A 17,279-nucleotide genomic window follows, 5' to 3' on the forward strand; every position below is an offset into this window, starting at 1 on the left:
TCCCCGAGACCCACTCCCCCCAGCCTCCACCACCCGCTGAACCACATCCCCCTCAACCTCCTCCGCACCCCCCTCCCTCCGCACAGCCCGAAGCAGCAACGGCCCCCCGTCCACAGCCCCGGCCCGAGCCACACCAGCACGGGCAACCCCCCGCACCACCCCCGCCGGCGCCGAAGGCAACACCGCATGCCCCAGCCCGGATTCGAAGGACGGGTTCTGCCAGGCGGCCAGCCCGGCGCGGAACGTCAGCCCGTCGCTGACGCCGAGAGGCGCCCGGGACACGGTCAGCGGAGGCGGCGAGGTACGACGCCAGCCGCCGTCCCAGTCAGCGGGAACGGCGGAACCGGCAACGCCGGAGGGAGCAGCGGCGGACGCGTCGCCGTCAGCCCCGGCGGACGACGAACCCTCGTCCGGCCGACCGGCGGAGCCACCGGCCTCGCCCGGGGAGCCGACTCCCCCGCGGAACACCCGCCCCCACCACCCCATCCCTCAACCCCCTTCGTTCACACGGGTGTTGATCCGTGCGATCTCAGCCACCCACTGCCGCCGCTCCTCGTGCGTGAGGTCAAGGATCTCCTCGCGCTGCCAGTGGAAGTGATAGGCGACGTACGCGACCTCCTCCCGCAGCCGGGCGGGCGCGTACGTCACGATTCCCCCAGGCGCCCACCGGAGAGGTCGACCTCGAAGCCGCCTTCGCAGTGCGGACAGGTGACCGCCGCGCGGGTGTGCCCCTCGCTGTTGATGCGGCGGTAGAAGTCCTGGAGGAAGGCGACGTCGGTGGCGTACATCCGCTCGACGACCCCCGCGTGGACGTCGCTGATGCTGCCCAGCCGGGTGATGACCTGGCTGAGCAGCACGACGCTGAGGTACGCGGGGTTCTCCTTGACCCGCAGGTCGATCTGCGGGCGCAGTTCGTCGCGGGCGGTGGCGAGGCGCATGACGCCGTGCCGGTGGACCGTGCCGTTCTCGTCGACGTACCCGCGCGGCAGTTCGAACTCGAACTCGGTGCGCAGGCCGTTGTCCTGGACGGGCGCGGCGGCGGGCGCCGCGGGTGCGGCGGCCCGTTCCTGCGTCGGCTCGGTCGCCTGGAGGATCTCCTCCAGGTTGCCCGCCGTGACCGTGCGTCGCCTCATTCGACGATGATCTCCTCGAACACGATCGTCACCGTCTCCGTGGCCGCGGCCGACTCGCCCGCCTTGAGGGAGGGGCCCTCCCACTTGGAGGCCCAGCCCTGCATGAGCTGGATGCGGCGCACGGTGTTGCCCTCGGTGTCCTTGATCTCGATGGTGAGGTTCTGCCGGGCGGAGTTGACGGCCCCGTTGTTCAGGGTCTCCTTGATCCACTCGGTGAACTCGCTGCTCTGGTCGAGTCCTCGGGTGATCGTGATCTCGCCGGCCTGCCGGGCACCCGGCTGCTTGCGGATGATCTGCTTGCCCTCGGCGCTGACCTGGCGGACCTCGACGACCTCTTCCTCGACGGTCAGCCCGCTGATCTCCTGGATCGACTCCACGAGGTAGCCGCCGAGCTGTACGCCGAAGACGTGGGTGGAAAGCGCGTCCCCTGTTGCCATGACTGTCTTTCAACCTTCCTGTTCAACCCGCGAGTTACTCGTCGACGAGGCTGGTGCTGTCGGAGAACTGGGCCAGCCGGAACACCACGAACTCCGCGGGCTTGACCGGCGAGACGCCGATCTCGCAGACGACCCGGCCCTGGTCGATGGACTCCTGCGGGTTGTTGTCGCGGTCGCACTTCACGTAGAACGCCTCTTCGGCGGTCCGGCCGAACAGGGCGCCCCGGCGCCACTCCTCGGTGAGGAACGCGGTGACGTTGCGCCGGATGCTGGACCACAGGCGGTCGTCGTTCGGCTCGAAGACGACCCACTGGGTGCCCAACAGGATGGACTCTTCGAGGTAGTTGAAGAGGCGGCGGACGTTCAGGTAGCGCCACGCCGGGTCCGAGGAGAGGGTGCGGGCGCCCCAGATCCGGATGCCCCGGCCCGGGAAGGCGCGGACGCAGTTGACGCCGATCGGGTTCAGCAGGTCCTGTTCGCCCTTGCTGAGCCGCAGTTCGAGGTCGACCGCGCCCCGGATCACCTCGTTCGCGGGCGCCTTGTGCACCCCGCGCTCGGCGTCGCTGCGCGCCCACACGCCGGCGACGTGGCCGCTCGGCGGGACGGTCGTGTTGTGCCCGGCCGCCGGGTCGAAGACCCGCACCCAGGGGTAGTACAGGGTCGCGTACCGGGAGTCGTACCCGGCCTCGTCGTTGCGCCAGGCCCGCACCTGCTGGGCGTTCAGTCCGGGCGGGGTGTCCAGGACGGCGACCCGGTCGCCCATCTGCTCACAGTGCGAGATCACCGCGAGCTGCACGGTCCGTACGCCCTCGGCGTCGATGTCCCCGCGCTGGAACGCGCTCATCAGGTCCGGGACGGCGACCATCGTGATCTCGTCGATCGTCTCCAGGCCGCCGAAGCCGGTCCGCGCGCCCGCGTCGCCGACGTACTCCGCCGCGTCGATGCGGACGACCTCGCCGGCGCCGTTCGCCGCGGGCGTGGCCGGGGCGTCCGGGACCGCCAACGTCTGGCTCGCCGGGCGGGTCTGCTGGGCGCCGCGCTGCTCGGTGACCTCGATCAGCTTCGAGGCGCGGGTCTGCGTGACCACGTACCCCTTGACGTTCTTCCGCGACGACGTCTCGTACGTCTCCACGACCTGGTCGCCCCGCTTGACCAGCAGCTTGAACCGGTCCTCCGGCGGGTTCTCCCCGTCGGCGTCCGCGATCTCCACGGAGATTCCGCTGACGCCGGGCCGCGCGGCGACCAGGAACCCGCCGAGTTCGACGGGCTCAACGGCCTTGGGCGGAGCGGACGTCGTCCCGGCGGGCTCGTCCGCGGAGCCGCCGATCCGCACGATGTACGCGGCCCCGCCCCCGTTGGAGAAGTAGCCGTAGACAGCGTGCGCGAGGTACGTCCCCTCGACGAACCCGCCGAACACCCGCGTGTACTGGTCCCAGCTGGTCACCAACGTGGGCGCGTGAAAAGGCCCTTGCCCGGCGAACCCGACAAACGCGGCAACCGCGGTCCCGACCCCCTCGATCGGCCGAGCACCGGACTGCACCTCCTCCACATACACACCTGGTGTGAGGTACGTCGGCATGCTCGCTCCTTCACGTTCCTGACAGGCACCTGTGTCCAGGCCGAGTCTCCGCACCCCCCACTCTTCACACCAGGCCCCATCAGCCACCCCCAGGGGCAACCCCCCCTGCCCACCCGCCCCCCACACTTGCCCTCCCGGTGCCCACCCCACTCCCGAACACCCCTCACCCAAACGACCTGGTGGGAACGGGGACGGGGAGGGAGGGAGAGACGGAAGGGGCGACGCGCACACCCCCAGGCGCTCGGCGGAGAACCGGCCAACCGAAAGCCACGTCGGGGGAGGCGCCACGAAATCCGTGAACCGGGAGGAGTGGCGTCCCGTCAGACGGCGGAACCATGCGGGGCCGCCGCCCTTCGCCCCGAGCCGAAGCGGCGGCCACCGACCAGCCCACCCGCCCGCAGCGTGGTCCGCCCGCAAACACCGGTACCCGACGCGCTGGCCAGCCGACCCACTCGCTCCACGCCGGTACACCCCCGGCGAGACGTGGCCCTCAGCGGGGCAGCCGACGGCTGCGGACACACCGGGTCACATCGGGGTGCCGCCGAGCCGAGGTACCGCCGGCCCGCGTGGCCCGCGTCGGGGTACTTCCGCTCGCAAGCTGCACGCGCCACACCCCGGCGAGCAAGCCGGCCGCCGCCCAGCCCCCGGCCGGGGACGAACGTCCCGCACGATCACGCCACTTGGCAGGACGCCACCCCCCACTCGCCCCGGCGCCGCCCCACTCCGCGCACCCCGGGCAGCACAGCCCCGCCCAACCACCCGGCACGAGCCCTCGCCCGCCGACGCCCGTCCGCCCTCAAGCCAGTTCCCGCGCCCCGGCGGGCAAGCCGGCCGCCGCCTCGACTCCGGCCGGGGACGAACGGTCCGGGCGATCACGCCGCTTGACGGCCACGCCCCTTGGCGGGACACCGCCTCACCCCGCCGCCCCACCGCTATCGCTCACCGCCCAACTCCAGGCACCCCGGGCAGCACAGCCCCGCCCAGCCGCACCGGCACGAGCCCTCGCCCGCCGACGCCTACCCGCCCGCAGGCCAGTTCCCGCGCCCCCGATCCCGCCGCCCCCTCAGGCCCCCAACGCCTCCCCCAAATACGGTCCGAACTCCCCCGCCAGTACCAACCGCCCCAGCTTCCGGTACTCCTGGGCGATCGCGGTGATGAGGAGGGTCATGGTGAGGGGCCCGCCCGACTCCGCCGCGAGGTATGCCGCGGTCACCACGCAGGCCCGGATGGAACCCCCCGCGAGTTCGAAGTGGTCCGCGCAGAAGGGGAGGTCGAGGTCGGCGGCACGCGGAAGGTGGGGGCCGAGGGAGCGGTCCCAGAGGGCGAGGCGGTGGGGCGCGTCGGGGACGGGGAAGTCGGCGATGACGTCGAGGCGTCGGGTGAACGCCTCGTCGAGGTTGGCACGGAGGTTGGTGGTGAGGACGGCGATCCCGTCGAAGGACTCCATCCGCTGGAGGAGGTACGCGGACTCGATGTTGGCGTGCCGGTCGTGCGCGTCCTTCACCTCCGACCGCTTCCCGAAGATCGCGTCGGCCTCGTCGAACAGCAGCACCGCGTTCACGGCGGACGCCTCCGTGAAGATCCGCTCCAGGTTCTTCTCGGTCTCCCCGATGTATTTGTCGACGACGGTCGACAGGTCGACGACGTACAGATCCATCCCCAGATCCGCCGCGACCACCTCCGCCGACATCGTCTTCCCGGTCCCCGACTCCCCCGCGAACAGGGCGATCACGCCCCGCCCCCGCCCGCCCCCGGGCCGCATCCCCCACTCCCCCAGCACCTGTTCCCGGTGCCGCGCCCGCAACGCCAGCTCCCGCAGCCGCCGGTGCGTGGCCGGCGGCAGCACGAGGTCGTCCCACCCCACCCCCGGCTCGATGCGCCGCGCCAGCCGTTCGAGCCCGGCCCCGTTCTGCGCCCGCACGGCGGCCCGCAGATCGTCCACCCCGACGGCCCGCCCCTCCAACGCCGCCGTCCGCACGGCCACTTCGGCCGCCCGCCGCACCTGCCCGGAGTCGAGCCGGTGCGCGGCCACTGCACGCGCAAGGCTCTCGACGTCGGCCGCCCCCGCTCCCCCGGCCTCCTTGAGCGCGTACCGCCACCGCTCGGCCTGCCGCTCCCCCGACAGCACCGGCACCCCCAGCACCACCGGCGCCCGCTCCCCCCACCCCGGATCCCACCCCCCGCTCCCGTGCACCACCACCGGCACCCCCCGCAGCGTCCCCGTCAACTCCCGCAGCACCCGCGCCCGTTCACCGGGCTCCCCCGGCAACGCCTCGACCGGCCCCACCACCACTCCCGCCCCGACGAGCCGAGCCTCCCGGGCAGCCAGCCCCGCGAGCGCCCCGACTTCCGTTCCCCGCCGCCCGATCACTCCCGCGTCCAGCACGACCGGCCGCACCCCACCGCCCCGCAGGGCAGCCACCGCCACCCCCTCCGCGTCCCCGCCCCGACTCCGCAGATACACCAGCCCACCCCGAGCGGCGTCCGCCACCCGCCGCACCAACTCCCCCTCGGCGACGACGTCTTCGGGCACAACTCCCAGCACCCCACCCAGCCGCGCATCAGGCCGCGCGGACCCGAGCAGATGCCCGGCGACCCGGTCCGGCACCACCAACACCCGTGACAGCGGCGGCCGTTCCCCCTCCCCGACCTCGACGAGCCCCCCGTCGACCAGCGGTGCCCCCGGCGCCAGCCGGAACCGCGCCGCCGACGCCCCCGCGAGCCCGCACAGTTCGAGCGCTAGCCCGACGGTCGGCCGGCGCCGCGTCAGATCGTCGTTGAGGTAGCCGTACAGCCGCTCGAACCGCGCGTCCAGATCGGGCGCGACGGCGACCAGCAGCAGGTCGAGATCCAGCGCCGTCAGCCCGAACCGCCCGGCGAGCGCCCCGAGTACGGACCCCTCGCCGGGCCGCCAGGGCGCGTGCGGCGGCACGTCGAGCCCGCCGGTGTCGTCGAGGATCCGCACGACGGCGTCGTCCGTGAGGTACTGGCCCCGGTACGGGTCGTCGGGTTCGGGGTCGACGGCCCGCCGCGCGGCGACGGCGGCCCGCACCCGCTGCTCGACGACCTCCAGCCGCTCCCACAACTCCCGTTCCCCGGCGCCGATTTCGCCACCCGTCACGGCTGCCGTTCCCCTCTCTTGCGCCGAGCCGGCGCCGTCCTACGGTCCCGGGGCCCCGAGAACCCCTCGCTTCCCGGATCGTCCACTTCCCGGTACCGCAGCCGCCGCGAGGCGGAGTCCGAGTCCGAAAAAGAAGCCGGGTCCTCTCCAACTCCCTTGGCCCGTACGACCAGTCCCTCAGTCACCGGCGGCGCGGAAGCCTTCGTCGCCCCCGCCAGCGGTGCCCGGACCCGCAGCCCCAGCGACGCCTTCAGCTCACCGCCGAGCGCCGACCAGACGTCGGATGCGGCGGGCCCGTCCAGCCCCGTCCCGGCCGTGTCCAGCCCTACGGTCAGGCCGAGTTCGGCGAGCGACCCGGTCAACAGCCGTGCGGGCAGCACGTCCGTCGCCACCAGGGTCGTCAACACCTGGGAGAGCAGCCGGTGTTCGTCCTGCGGCCGGTTCGCCCACGCGGTGACCAGGTACGTCAGGTCGAACCAGCGGGGCGGCGACCGCCGGGCGACGAGGTGTCCGTCCTCGTCGTAGACCTCGCCCGCCCCGCTGCCCCGCCGGGTCGCGTCCTCACGGATGTCGTAGAGGAACACGCACACGGTCGGGGCGCTGCGGCGGGCGGCCCAGTCCCGGGTGGGCGCGTCGAACACGACCTCCACGCCGGACGCTTCGAGCCCGGACTCCGCGAGCAACCGCCGTAGTCCTTCGTCGACTTCGTGGATCACCGGCGCGTCACCTCGTCCGGCGGCTGGACCGTTCCGAGGACGACGAGGAAGTCGGTGGTGACCGGCGAGAACCCGGGCCCGCTGGCGGTGATGATCCGGGGTCCGGTCTGGTCCTTGGCGAGGATCAGCAACTGCCCGATGAACGTCCCGTTCGCGAGCGGCACGGTCGGCGCGGCGGCGGCCGTGATCCCCGGCTTCCAGGTGAACTTCACCGGCACCCCCGGCGGGAAGTCCCTGCCCCGCACGGACGTCACGAACCCCGGCTTCCCGATCTCCGGCACCGCCACGATCCGCGGCTGCAGGATCCGCAGCCGCTGCCGCGCGGTGTTGTCCCGCAGGTTCGCATCGGTCCCGGTGGTCGTCAGCGTCCCCGTCACCTGCGCGGTGAGCGCCCGGTTCGGGCTGAGCACGACGCGGACGACGGTGCTGGCGCCCGGCGTCAGATCGGGCAGCGCGCACACCCAGTTCGCGTCGCACCCGGCCGGCGGCCCGTTGTTGGGGATCCCGGCGGGCAGTCCGATCCGCAGCCTGAGCCCGGTGGCGAGGGCGTTGCGCCCGTTGCGCACGGTGTAGGTCACGACGACCCGCCCGCCGACGTACCCGGGGTTGGGCTGGGCGGTGAGCGTCAGTCCGGGTCCGGCCTGAGGCGCGGGCGGCGCGGGCGGCACCGGCGGCGCGCTGGGCGGCGGGGTCGGCCGGGGCGTGGGCCGGGGGGTGGGCGATGTCGGCGGGGTCGGCGTCGGTGTGGGCGACGGCGGCACCTCGCCGACCGGCACCACGGTCCGTCCCGTGTTGTCGGTGGGCCGGGGGTCGAGGACGGTCCCGGTGACCGACCAGTCGATGGGCGCGTCCCCGACGGTGACCCCGGTGACGGTGACGGTCACGGTCACGGTCTCTCCGGGCTGCACGACCCCTACGTCGCACTGGAGCGAGGACGCGGTGCAGCTCCCGCCCGGGAACGTAAGTCCCGTGATCTGTACGCCCGTCGGCGGTGTCACGGTCAGTGTCGTGCCCGGTGAGGCGGCGGGGCCGTTGTTCACGAGGTCGACCCGCACGGTCGTCGACTCCCCGACGGTCACCGTCGGCACGCTGCCCGGTGCCCGCACCGTGAGGTCCACGGACTGCTGGACGCTGGGCTCCTTCTGCCGCCCGTCCAACTGCGCGGTGAGCGGCGTGACGTCACCGGTCGCGATGTCGAACATGCGCAGTTTCTCGGGGCTGTTGGCGTCGACCTTCTCCCGCGAGGAGAACACCAGGCCCTTTCCGTCGGCGGTCCAGGCGGCGTCCCTCGGCTGGTGCGGGCCGCTGAGCGTCGTGTCGGGCAGCCGCGTACGGCAGTTGCCGGCCCCGGCGGGCATCAGCACCCGGCAGGTCCCGCCGTCGAGGGAGGTCAGCAGGATGCCGTTGCGCTCGTCGACGTCGCCGCCGCCGCTCTTGCGGTTGAAGGCGATCGAGAGCCCGTCCGGTGAGAACGCGGGGCTGTCGTCGATGACCTCGCAGCTCCCGGGGCAGATGGCCTCGCTCAGGTCCTTCTGCTCGCCGAGGCTGCCGACCGGCACCGTCCAGATGTGCTTGTTGCCGCCGGCCCCGTCGATCTCCTCGTTGCGGGTGAAGGCGAGGATCTTTCCGTCGGACGACCAGGTCGGCTGGGCGTCCCCGCCGGTCTCCTCCCCTTCCGGGGGCGTGATCTCGCCGGTGATCGTCCCGTCCGTGGCGTTCGCGATGAGGATGCGGCTGGGCTGTCCGACCCCGCCGGGGGAGGTCCGCGTGAACGCGAGGAACCGGCCGTCCGGCGAGAACGTCGGGTCGGTGTCCCAGTCGCCGGGTTGGCGCCCGCCGAGGTTCATGGGCTGCGGCTTGCTGCCGTCCGCCTCGGCCGTCCAGATCCGCTCGACGCGTCCGGCGTCGGTGTTCTCGAAGCGGGTGACGACGATCCGGCGGCCGTCCGGGGTGTAGTTCTGCCGCTCGGTCCAGGGGTCGGCGTTGGGGCCGGGCTGGAAGAGGGGGTCCTTGGTGGGGTCGGTGTTGGTGTCGGCGGCCGGGTCCTCGTTGAGGATGCTCAGCCCGAGGTCGCGGGGGTCGGCGCCGTCCGAGCGGATGTCCTGGAGGGTCACGACGTGCGGGCCGGCCGCCGAGGTGCGCTCGACGATGACGCCGCCGCCGGTCAGGGAGCCGGACCAGGTCGGCGAGCGGACCTCGCGGTCCTCGTTCAGCACCAGGGAGGGCACCTGGCTGGAGTGCGCCTCGGAGGTGAAGACGTGGTCCCAGTCGCCCTCGCACTCGCAGGTGATCTCGGGGCTGAGGAACACCACACCGTCCCCGTCGGGCTTCCAGGCCACGGAGTGCGCCCGCCACTGCGCCGGGCCCCCGGCGAGCAGCGTCTCGTCGCCGCCGCCGTTCGCGTTGACGACCCGCAGCCGGGGCCCGGCGTACGTGTTCGCCGTGTACGCGATCCAGTCCCGGTTCGCGTCGTCGTCCACGGGGTTCCACGCGGGCTCGCCCGCCGTCCCGTTCACCGGCGACGTCACCCGCCTCGCCTCGCCGCCGTTCAGGCCACGGACGTAGATCTGCGCGCCGACGGCGCCCGCGTCGCTGACGTACGCGATGCGCGTGCCGTCCGGGGAGACCGTCGGGGACGTCTCGTTCGCGGGCGTGTCGGTCAGCTGCTTCAGTCCGGTGCCGTCCGTGCGGATGCTCCACAGGTCGCGCTGCGTCGTCCCCGCGTCGAACACGACCCTCTTGCCGTCCGGGGTGAGTCTGGGATGGGCGGCGTCCATGCCGTTGGTGAGACGGCTGACGCTGCCGTCGGCGGCCCGCAGATAGATCTGCGGCGTCTTCTCGTCCCGCAGGCTCGCGAACACCAACTGGTCGTCCAGCGCGAAAGGCTGGGTGTCGTAATGAACAGCCCCCGCCCCGGACAACGGCACACTGGACGTCGTACTGACAACCCGCCCAAGACTCCGATGCCGCGTCCCCGCGAAGGCGATCCGCGTGTCCCCCGCATCCGTGACCCTCACCCGAGGCTCCGCCGTCCCCTCCCCCGACCCCGCCGTCACGGCAAGCAGCGACGCCAACAACAGCAACGCCACCCCCAGCCCACCCAGCCGATACCGCCCCAACCCAGCGGCACGCCCCACAGTCCACCTCACAGTTCGCTACCTCCCCCCACCACCCTCCCTCCCCTCCCCCTCGATCCACCAGTCCCCCCAGACCGTACCCAAGGGAAACCGGGGCTGCGCTTTAGGGCAGCGGAGGGTACCGGGGGACCGAACGGAGGGATCCGGGGGCAGGACGAGCGGTTCCCGGGGCAGGGCCGGCATCTTCGCGGGCCGGGCAAAGTCGACGGAGAGCCGAGCGGACGCATCCGAGAGCCGAGCGAGCGGATCCCGGGGCCGGACAGACGTCTTCGCGAGCCGGGCAGAGTCGACGGAGAGCCGAGCGGACGGATCCGAGAGCCGAGCGAGCGGATCCCGGGGCAGGACAGACGTCTTCGCGAGCCGGGCGGGGTCGACGGGGGTCCGGGCGGGCGGATCCGAAGGGCGGCGCGGAGTCGCCTGAAGGCCGAGCGGACGCATCCGAAGGCCCCACGGGCAAGTCCGGTGAGCCGGTGTGGAGCTGGCCGAGGTCCCGGGCAGGGTCTGCGGAGAGCCGGACAGAGACGACCGAAGACCATGCGCCGTCGAGCGCATCCAAGGGCCGAGGCCGGGCCAAGTGACCGCCAGGGCGGGCGAATCCCGGGGCCGGACGGACGTCTTCGCGGGCCAGGCAGGGTCGACGGAGAGCCGAGCAAGGGCGACCGAAGACCAGGCGCCGTCGAGCGCATCCAAGGGCCGAGCCCGAGCCAAGTGACCGCCAGGGCAGGCGAATCCCGGGGCCGGACGGACGTCTTCGCGGGCCAGGCAGGGTCGACGGAGAGCCGAGCAAGGGCGACCGAAGACCAGGCGCCGTCGAGCGGAGCCAAGAGCCGAGCCCGAGCCAAGTGACCGCCAGGGCAGGCGGGTCTCGGGGCCGGTCGGGGCTGGCATAGGGCCGGGCGGATCCGCAGGCCGGCGCGGAGCCGGTTGAAGGCCGGGCGGGCAAGTCCGAAGGCCGGGGCGGGATCGGCGTAGGGCCGGACGGGCGGATCTCGATGGCGTCCCGCCGAGTGGTGTAGCCGATCAAGCTGGCGGAATCCGCAGGTCGCGGCCCGAATCGCCCTCGCCGGCGGCCCTGTTGAGGGCTCACCGAGCCGGGACCAGTGGTGATCGCACGACGGACCGCAGCGGCACGTACCGGCCGGCTCCCAAGCGGAAGCGACGGACCGTGATCGGCTACACCACGACGGAGGACACGACCCGGATCTCAGGGCCGGGCAGGCGCATCCAAGGGGCCGGCTCGGGGTCAGCGCAGGGTCGCCGGAGAGTCGAGCGGACGCGTCCAGCCGAGCGGCGGTGGCGGTCCCGCCCAGTGGTGCAGCCGCTCGACTGTCGCGGCTTCGCAGCTCGCGGCCGAGTTCCGCCCGTCGGTCCAGGGCCGGACGGCCCCCGCCGCGCCGACCGGCTCACGCGGCGGCGCGGGCTTCGGCCGAGCCGGCGATCGCGGGGCGCTCGGACGAGCCCGGTCCGGAGCGCTCCACACCACCCGGCGAGACGCCACCCGAGCGGGCGCGTCCAAGGGCCGAGGCCGGGCCGGCTAAGGGTCGGCGCGAGGCCAACTGCCGGACGGGCGGGGCGTATCCGCAGGCCGGCGCAGGGGCCGAAGGCCGGGGCCCGGCAAGCTGAGGGCCTGGCGTGCGTGTCCGAGGGCCTGCACGACCCACGACATCGGCTGAGCACCGGACAGGAGTCGCCGGAGGCCGGTGCGAGGTCGCCGGAGGGCCGGGCGGAGGTGGTGGCGCGCCGGGTGGTGTGGCCCTGTGGTGCCGTCGGGCTCCGTCCGGAGTCGGCGTGGCTGCCGCGAGCCCTGCCCGTCCGGCCGCGACGCGTGCCGCTCATGGATGCCGGCGCCCCGATGCGATTCGCTGCTCAGGGCCGAGGGTGGATCCCCCCGGCCCTGAGCGTCGTGTGGGGCCTCAGATCAGGCCGTTGCGTAGGGCGTAGCCCACCGCGTGGGCGCGGTTGCGGAGTTGGAGGCGGGTTGTCACCTCGTGGAGGACGTTTTTGACGGTGCGTTCGGAGTACGAGGTCTTGCGGGCTATCTCGGCGGTGTCCAGGCCCTCCGAGACGAGGCGGAGCATGTCCGCCTCGCGGGTGGTGAGGGTGGAGAGGGAGACCCCCCGGGGATCGAGCGCGGCACGCTGGAGGCTGCCGACGTGGGTGAGGAGTTCGCCGAGGAGGTCACCGGGCAGCACGCCCTCCCCCTTGGCGAGCGCGAGGACGAGGTGGACGAGCCGGTCCTGGTCGGCCTCGGTGCGGCGCAGCACCGCCGTGACCCCGCACTCGACGACACGCTGGAGCGCGCCCGAGCCGAGGGTGCCGACGACGAGGCCGGTCCGGGTGGCGGTGTTGTGGCGCAGCCGCTGGAGCAGCGCGGCGACATCGTCGTCGACGTTGTCCACGACGACCAGGGAGACATGCGCGCGGTCGGCGTCCGCGTCGTCGAGGACCGCCGCCTCGGGCCGTTGGCGCAACTGCTGGACGACGCCGACGCGCAGGACGGGGTCGGCGGCGTAGACGGCCACCGTCACCGGCTCGGGGCGACCTGCCCGCGAGACCGGTTCGTTGGGTGTAGCTGCAGGCATGACAGTGCTGATCTCCTTAGCACCGAGCGAATTGCAGGGACGCGTTCACCGGTTCCGTGGGGGGAAGAGTGCTGCGTGGGGTAAGTGGTGCCGTGCGGCGTACGGGGATCGGCGGGAGACGTCGGCACCTCCCGCCGGCAGGAGCGTCGGCGGTCACTTCGCGGGCACCACGACTGCCCGGACACTGCCCTCGTGCCCCTCGCGGCTCTCGCGTACACGTCTCTAGCGTGCTGGTGTGACCCCTTCCCCAGCCTCTTCCGGTCCCGGCGCGCCGGGCCTCGACATCCCGGTCGTCACGGTGGCTCCCGGCTCCGTCGCCACGACCACCCTGACCGTCCGCAACGACAGCGACATCGTCGAGGCGTACAGCCTGGAGGTCGTCGGGGAGTGCGCGGCCTGGAGCTCCGTGGAGCCGGCCCGGGTCTCCCTGTATCCGGGGACGTCCGAGACGGTGACGATCACCCTGTCGCCGCCGCGTTCCCCGGAGGTCCGGGCGGGTGAACGGCCGTTCGCGGTACGGGTGTTGCCCGCCGAGCACCCCGAGTCGGTGCGGGTGCCCGAGGGCACCGTGCGGATCGAGGCGTTCCACGAGCTGGAGACCGAGCTGGCGCCCAGGCGCCGCCGGGGCTGGCTGCGGGGACGGTACCGGCTGGCCGTGCGCAACCTCGGCAACACGCCCGTGCAGGTGGAGTTCACGCCGGGCCAGCCGGGCGAGGAGCTGGGCTTCGCGTTCACCCAGGAGCGGCCCAAGCTGGAGCCGGGCGAGTCGACCGAGGTCGGCCTGCGGGTCCGCACCGGCAAGCCGGTGTGGTTCGGGACGCCGGTGGTGTGGCCGTTCACCCTCACGACGACGGAGGTCGCGCCGGAGGAGGGTGCGGAGCAGCCCCGTCCCGAGGAGAGCGCGCCCCGGGCGCCGCTGGACGCCGAGTTCGTGCAGATCCCGATCTTCCCCCGGTGGCTGCTGATCCTGCTCGCCATCCTGCTCGCGCTGCTGCTGGCCTGGTTCGCACTGGTCCGTCCCGCGGTGCGCAGCGCGGCCAAGGACGCCGCGAAGGAGGCCGTCCAGCCGCGTCCCGCGCCGTCCGGGGCACAGACGCCGGGCGGTACGGGCACCGGGAGTTCCCCGACGGGCCCCGGTGGCGCCGGGCAGGGCGGGACGACGACCGGACAGGGCAACGAGAGCGGCCAGGGCACCGGCGTCGGTCCCGGGACCGTCGGCGGCAGCGGGGGCGGACAGCAGAGTTCGCAGACCATCGAGGTGAAGGCGGCGGCCGGCCAGCCCGCGCGCGGCGTCTACACCGTCCCGGCGGGCATGGTGTTCGGCGTCACGGACGTCGTCCTCGCGAACTTCCAGGGGGACGAGGGGACGCTGACCTTCTCCTTCGGCGACCGGAAGATCACCACGATCGCGCTGGAGACCTTCCGCAACCAGGACTACCACTGGGTCACCCCCATCCAGATCCCCGCGAACGACACCGTGACGATCGAGGTGACCTGCGCGAAGCCCGGCACACCGGCCAGCGGCCAGCGTGCCTCGGGGTGCTACGAAGTCCTGAATGTCAGTGGTGTGCTCACCCGTACGACGCCGTAACCGGAGCCCCTACCTCCGACCATTCTCGATCGGTCCGGACCAATTCCGTAACCCGGACCCCGTATTTCGTCCGGAAATCAACAATCCCGGTCCGAAAAGTTGCTCCTGACGGCCATGAGGTTCCTGACGACCGCCGAGACGAGAGCCGCCCCGGCAAGGCACCCTCCCCCCACCATCAACACCCCCACCATGAACAACCCACTGGCATCGTCGGACCAGTCCCAGTAAGCGGCCAGGACCATCCCCCCACTGACCCCCACCACCGCTTCCCTCCCCCACCCCCGGACCACCGCCCCCACCACAACCCCCACCAAACAGCCCACCAGCCCCACCACCTGCCACGCCTCATAAGGCCCCGTACTGCTCCCATCCGGATGCACATCCCGCTCCTGATCCCACCCGAGCCACCCGGCCCACAGACCAAGAGCGATCCCACCCAGCACCACATACGCGAGCCCTCGCCGCACCGCACTCCCCGTAACCATGTCCATCCCCCCAGCCTCCACCCCACCCCACCCCCACACCTCCGCTCCCCTACTCACCCCGCACTGAGTACCCCACCACGATCAAGCCGTTTCCCGGACCGATGCGGGGAGGGTGGCGTCCCGCCGAGCGGTGTAGAGCCCTCCGGACCGCGCTCGCCGAGCGCCCCGCGATCGCCGGCTCAGCCGAAGCCCGCGCCGCCGCGTGAGCCGGTCGGCGCAGCGGGGGCCGCCCGGCCCTGGACCGACGGGCGGAACTCGGCCGCGACCTGCGAAGCCGCGACAGTCGAGCGGCTGCACCACTTGGCGGGACGCCACCCAGTCGGGTCGTGTCCTCCGTCGTGGTGTAGCCGATCACGGTCCGTCGCTTCCGCTTGGGAGCCGTCCGGTACGTGCCGCTGCGGTCCGTCGTGCGATCACCACTGGTCCCGGCTCGGTGAGCCCTCAACAGGGCCGCCGGCGAGGGCGATTCGGGCCGCGACCTGCGGATTCCGCCAGCTTGATCGGCTACACCACTCGGCGGGACGCCATCGCGTGCGGTGAGGGCTGAGGCGTGCGACGGGGGCTGAGGCGTGTGGTGCGGGGGGCCGAGGCGTGCAGCGCGGGGGCTGGGGCATGACGGCGCGGAGGCCGAGGCATGCAGCGCAGGGGCCGAGGCGTATGGCGGAGGCTGAGGCATGACGGCGCGGGGCGGCGTCCCGCCGAGTGGTGCAGAGCCGCCCGGACCGCGCGCCCGTCCGAGCACCGCGATCGCCTGCTCGACCGAAGCCTCGCCGCTGCGTGAGCCGGTCAGCGCGGCGAGACCGCCCAGCCCCGGGGCTGACCGGCGGAACTCGGCCGCGTCCTGCGGAGCCGCGACGGCCGAGCGGCACACCACTGGACGGGACGCCACACGGCGCGGAGACGGCGACATGCGGCGGCGGGGAGAAAACGGAGGCATCCAGCGGGACCCGAGGCGCGCCACGAAGGCCGAGACGTCGGCGGAAGCCGAAGCGTGCGGCAGGGGCCGAGGCGCGTGGCAGAGGCCGAGATGCCGACAGGCCCCCCCGCAGGGGCGTTCAGCGGCTCCCGCAGCCGACCGCCGGCCCGCCCCCAACCCCCTTGGCACAAGCGCAACTTGTCGGCCTCGATGCCCCGCAGGTCGCGGCCGAGTGCCACCCGCCGGTCACGTCCCGCTGGGTGGTGCACCGGCGTGAAGCCGACGACTCGACAGGTCGGCCCGCTGGGCCAACGCCGGTGAGCAGCCCACGCCGTGGCCGGGCGGGCCGGCAGGCGTCGCTTCGACTCCGGGCGAAGACCGACGTCCCCGCATCGCCACACCACCCGGCGGGACACCCTCCACCCGTCAGCCCAGAGCCGACCGGCTCACGCGGCAGCACGGGCTTCGGCCGAACCGGCGATCACAGGGCGCCCGGACGGGCCCGGCCCGGATGGCGCTGCACCACCGGGCGGGACGCCACCGAGGCGTGCGGCGAGGGACCGAGGGCCGACGAGGGGTCGAGGGCCGGCGGGCGGCCGAGGCAGCGGGGCGGCCGACGTGTCGACAGGCCCCCACGGCCCCCGCAGAGACGCACAGCAGCCCTCGCAGAGACGCACAGCAATCCCCGCAGAGGCGCGCAACGGCCCCCGTAACCGGCCGCCGCCACGCCCCGCCTCACCCCTCCCCCAACTCCCCTAGAACAAGCGCAGCTTGTCGTCCTCGATGCCCCGCAGCGCGTCGTAGTCGAGGACCTGGCACCCGATGCCGCGATCCGTGGCCAGCACGCGCGCCTGGGGCTTGATCTCCTGGGCCGCGAAGATGCCGCGGACCGGGGCGAGGTGGGGATCGCGGTTGAGGAGTTCCAGGTAGCGGGTCAGTTGCTCGACGCCGTCGATCTCTCCCCGGCGTTTGATCTCGATGGCGACGGTCTGCCCGGAGGCATCGCGGCAGAGGATGTCGACGGGCCCGATGGCGGTCATGTACTCACGCCGGATGAGCGTGTACCCCTCGCCCAGCGTCTCGATCCGGTCGGCGAGGAGTTCCTGGAGGTGCGCTTCCACGCCGTCCTTGATCAGCCCGGGATCGACGCCGAGTTCGTGCGAGGAGTCGTGCAGGACCTCCTCCATCGTGATGATGAGCTTCTCGCCCGCTTTGTTGACGACGGTCCAGACACCTTCGTCGTCCCCGGCTCCCTCTTTCAACGTACACGGCGGAGACATCCAGTTGAGCGGCTTGTACGCCCGGTCGTCCGCGTGGATCGAGACGCTGCCGTCGGCCTTGACCAGGATCAGACGGGGCGCGGAGGGCAGGTGGGCGGTGAGGCGGCCCGCGTAGTCGACGGAGCAGCGGGCGATGACGAGACGCATGGGCAGCAACGCTACTCGACACTCAGGCGCCGGTGTGAATCGCCCGTCACAAGCGGACCGGAACACGGACACCTCCGGTCACGAACCGTCCAGGCACCGATCAGCCGTCGCCCTTTCCTCCCGAATCCCTCGGGATTCCGGTCATTCGCGCCCTG

Annotated in this window: 10 protein-coding genes; 1 reads left to right on the forward strand and 9 read right to left on the reverse strand. The window is 72.9% G+C overall.

From position 1 onward, the window contains the following. Nucleotides 1–489: 489 nt before the first annotated feature. The 8 genes from IAG44_RS12265 to IAG44_RS12300 all read right to left on the reverse strand — a co-directional run bounded on the left by IAG44_RS12265 (nucleotide 490) and on the right by IAG44_RS12300 (nucleotide 12,705). Nucleotides 490–648 (reverse strand): DUF6760 family protein, encoded by a 159-nt coding sequence (locus tag IAG44_RS12265; RefSeq protein ID WP_187747168.1) that lies wholly within the window; start codon nucleotides 646–648, stop codon nucleotides 490–492. Then, a complete protein-coding gene (locus tag IAG44_RS12270) occupies nucleotides 645–1,133 on the reverse strand; it encodes a hypothetical protein (protein WP_187747169.1) in 489 nt (162 codons plus the stop codon). Before IAG44_RS12270 ends, IAG44_RS12265 begins: the two co-directional genes overlap by 4 nt. After that, nucleotides 1,130–1,570: a phage tail protein gene (locus IAG44_RS12275; RefSeq protein ID WP_187747170.1), complete on the reverse strand. Its 441-nt coding sequence runs from the start codon at nucleotides 1,568–1,570 to the stop codon at nucleotides 1,130–1,132. The genes IAG44_RS12270 and IAG44_RS12275 overlap by 4 nt, the downstream gene beginning before the upstream one ends. A 34-nt stretch (nucleotides 1,571–1,604) precedes the next feature. After that, entirely contained in the window at nucleotides 1,605–3,149 is a 1,545-nt protein-coding gene (locus IAG44_RS12280; RefSeq protein WP_187747171.1) for a phage tail sheath family protein, read from the reverse strand. A gap of 1,063 nt (nucleotides 3,150–4,212) precedes the next feature. Continuing rightward, nucleotides 4,213–6,270: an ATP-binding protein gene (locus tag IAG44_RS12285; RefSeq protein ID WP_187747172.1), complete on the reverse strand. Its 2,058-nt coding sequence runs from the start codon at nucleotides 6,268–6,270 to the stop codon at nucleotides 4,213–4,215. Further along, on the reverse strand, nucleotides 6,267–6,986 hold the full coding sequence (locus tag IAG44_RS12290; protein ID WP_187747173.1) for a Pvc16 family protein: 720 nt from the start codon (nucleotides 6,984–6,986) through the stop codon (nucleotides 6,267–6,269). Before IAG44_RS12290 ends, IAG44_RS12285 begins: the two co-directional genes overlap by 4 nt. Next, on the reverse strand, nucleotides 6,983–10,069 hold the full coding sequence (locus tag IAG44_RS12295) for a DUF11 domain-containing protein (protein ID WP_187752639.1): 3,087 nt from the start codon (nucleotides 10,067–10,069) through the stop codon (nucleotides 6,983–6,985). Before IAG44_RS12295 ends, IAG44_RS12290 begins: the two co-directional genes overlap by 4 nt. Before the next feature lie 1,967 nt (nucleotides 10,070–12,036). Further along, the gene (locus tag IAG44_RS12300; RefSeq protein ID WP_246561663.1) at nucleotides 12,037–12,705 is read right to left on the reverse strand and encodes a helix-turn-helix transcriptional regulator; all 669 of its coding nucleotides are present in this window, start codon (nucleotides 12,703–12,705) and stop codon (nucleotides 12,037–12,039) included. A 235-nt stretch (nucleotides 12,706–12,940) separates the two neighbouring features. Between IAG44_RS12300 and IAG44_RS12305 the strand changes: the two genes are divergently transcribed. After that, entirely contained in the window at nucleotides 12,941–14,296 is a 1,356-nt protein-coding gene (locus IAG44_RS12305) for a COG1470 family protein (protein WP_246561664.1), read from the forward strand. 2,156 nt (nucleotides 14,297–16,452) lie between these two features. Here IAG44_RS12305 and nucS read toward each other — a convergent pair. Beyond that, nucleotides 16,453–17,124: an endonuclease NucS gene (nucS, locus tag IAG44_RS12310; RefSeq protein WP_187747174.1), complete on the reverse strand. Its 672-nt coding sequence runs from the start codon at nucleotides 17,122–17,124 to the stop codon at nucleotides 16,453–16,455. Between the last annotated feature and the right edge of the window lie 155 nt (nucleotides 17,125–17,279).

The sequence above is a fragment of the Streptomyces roseirectus genome, assembly GCF_014489635.1.
In the GTDB taxonomy this organism is placed as follows: domain Bacteria; phylum Actinomycetota; class Actinomycetes; order Streptomycetales; family Streptomycetaceae; genus Streptomyces; species Streptomyces roseirectus.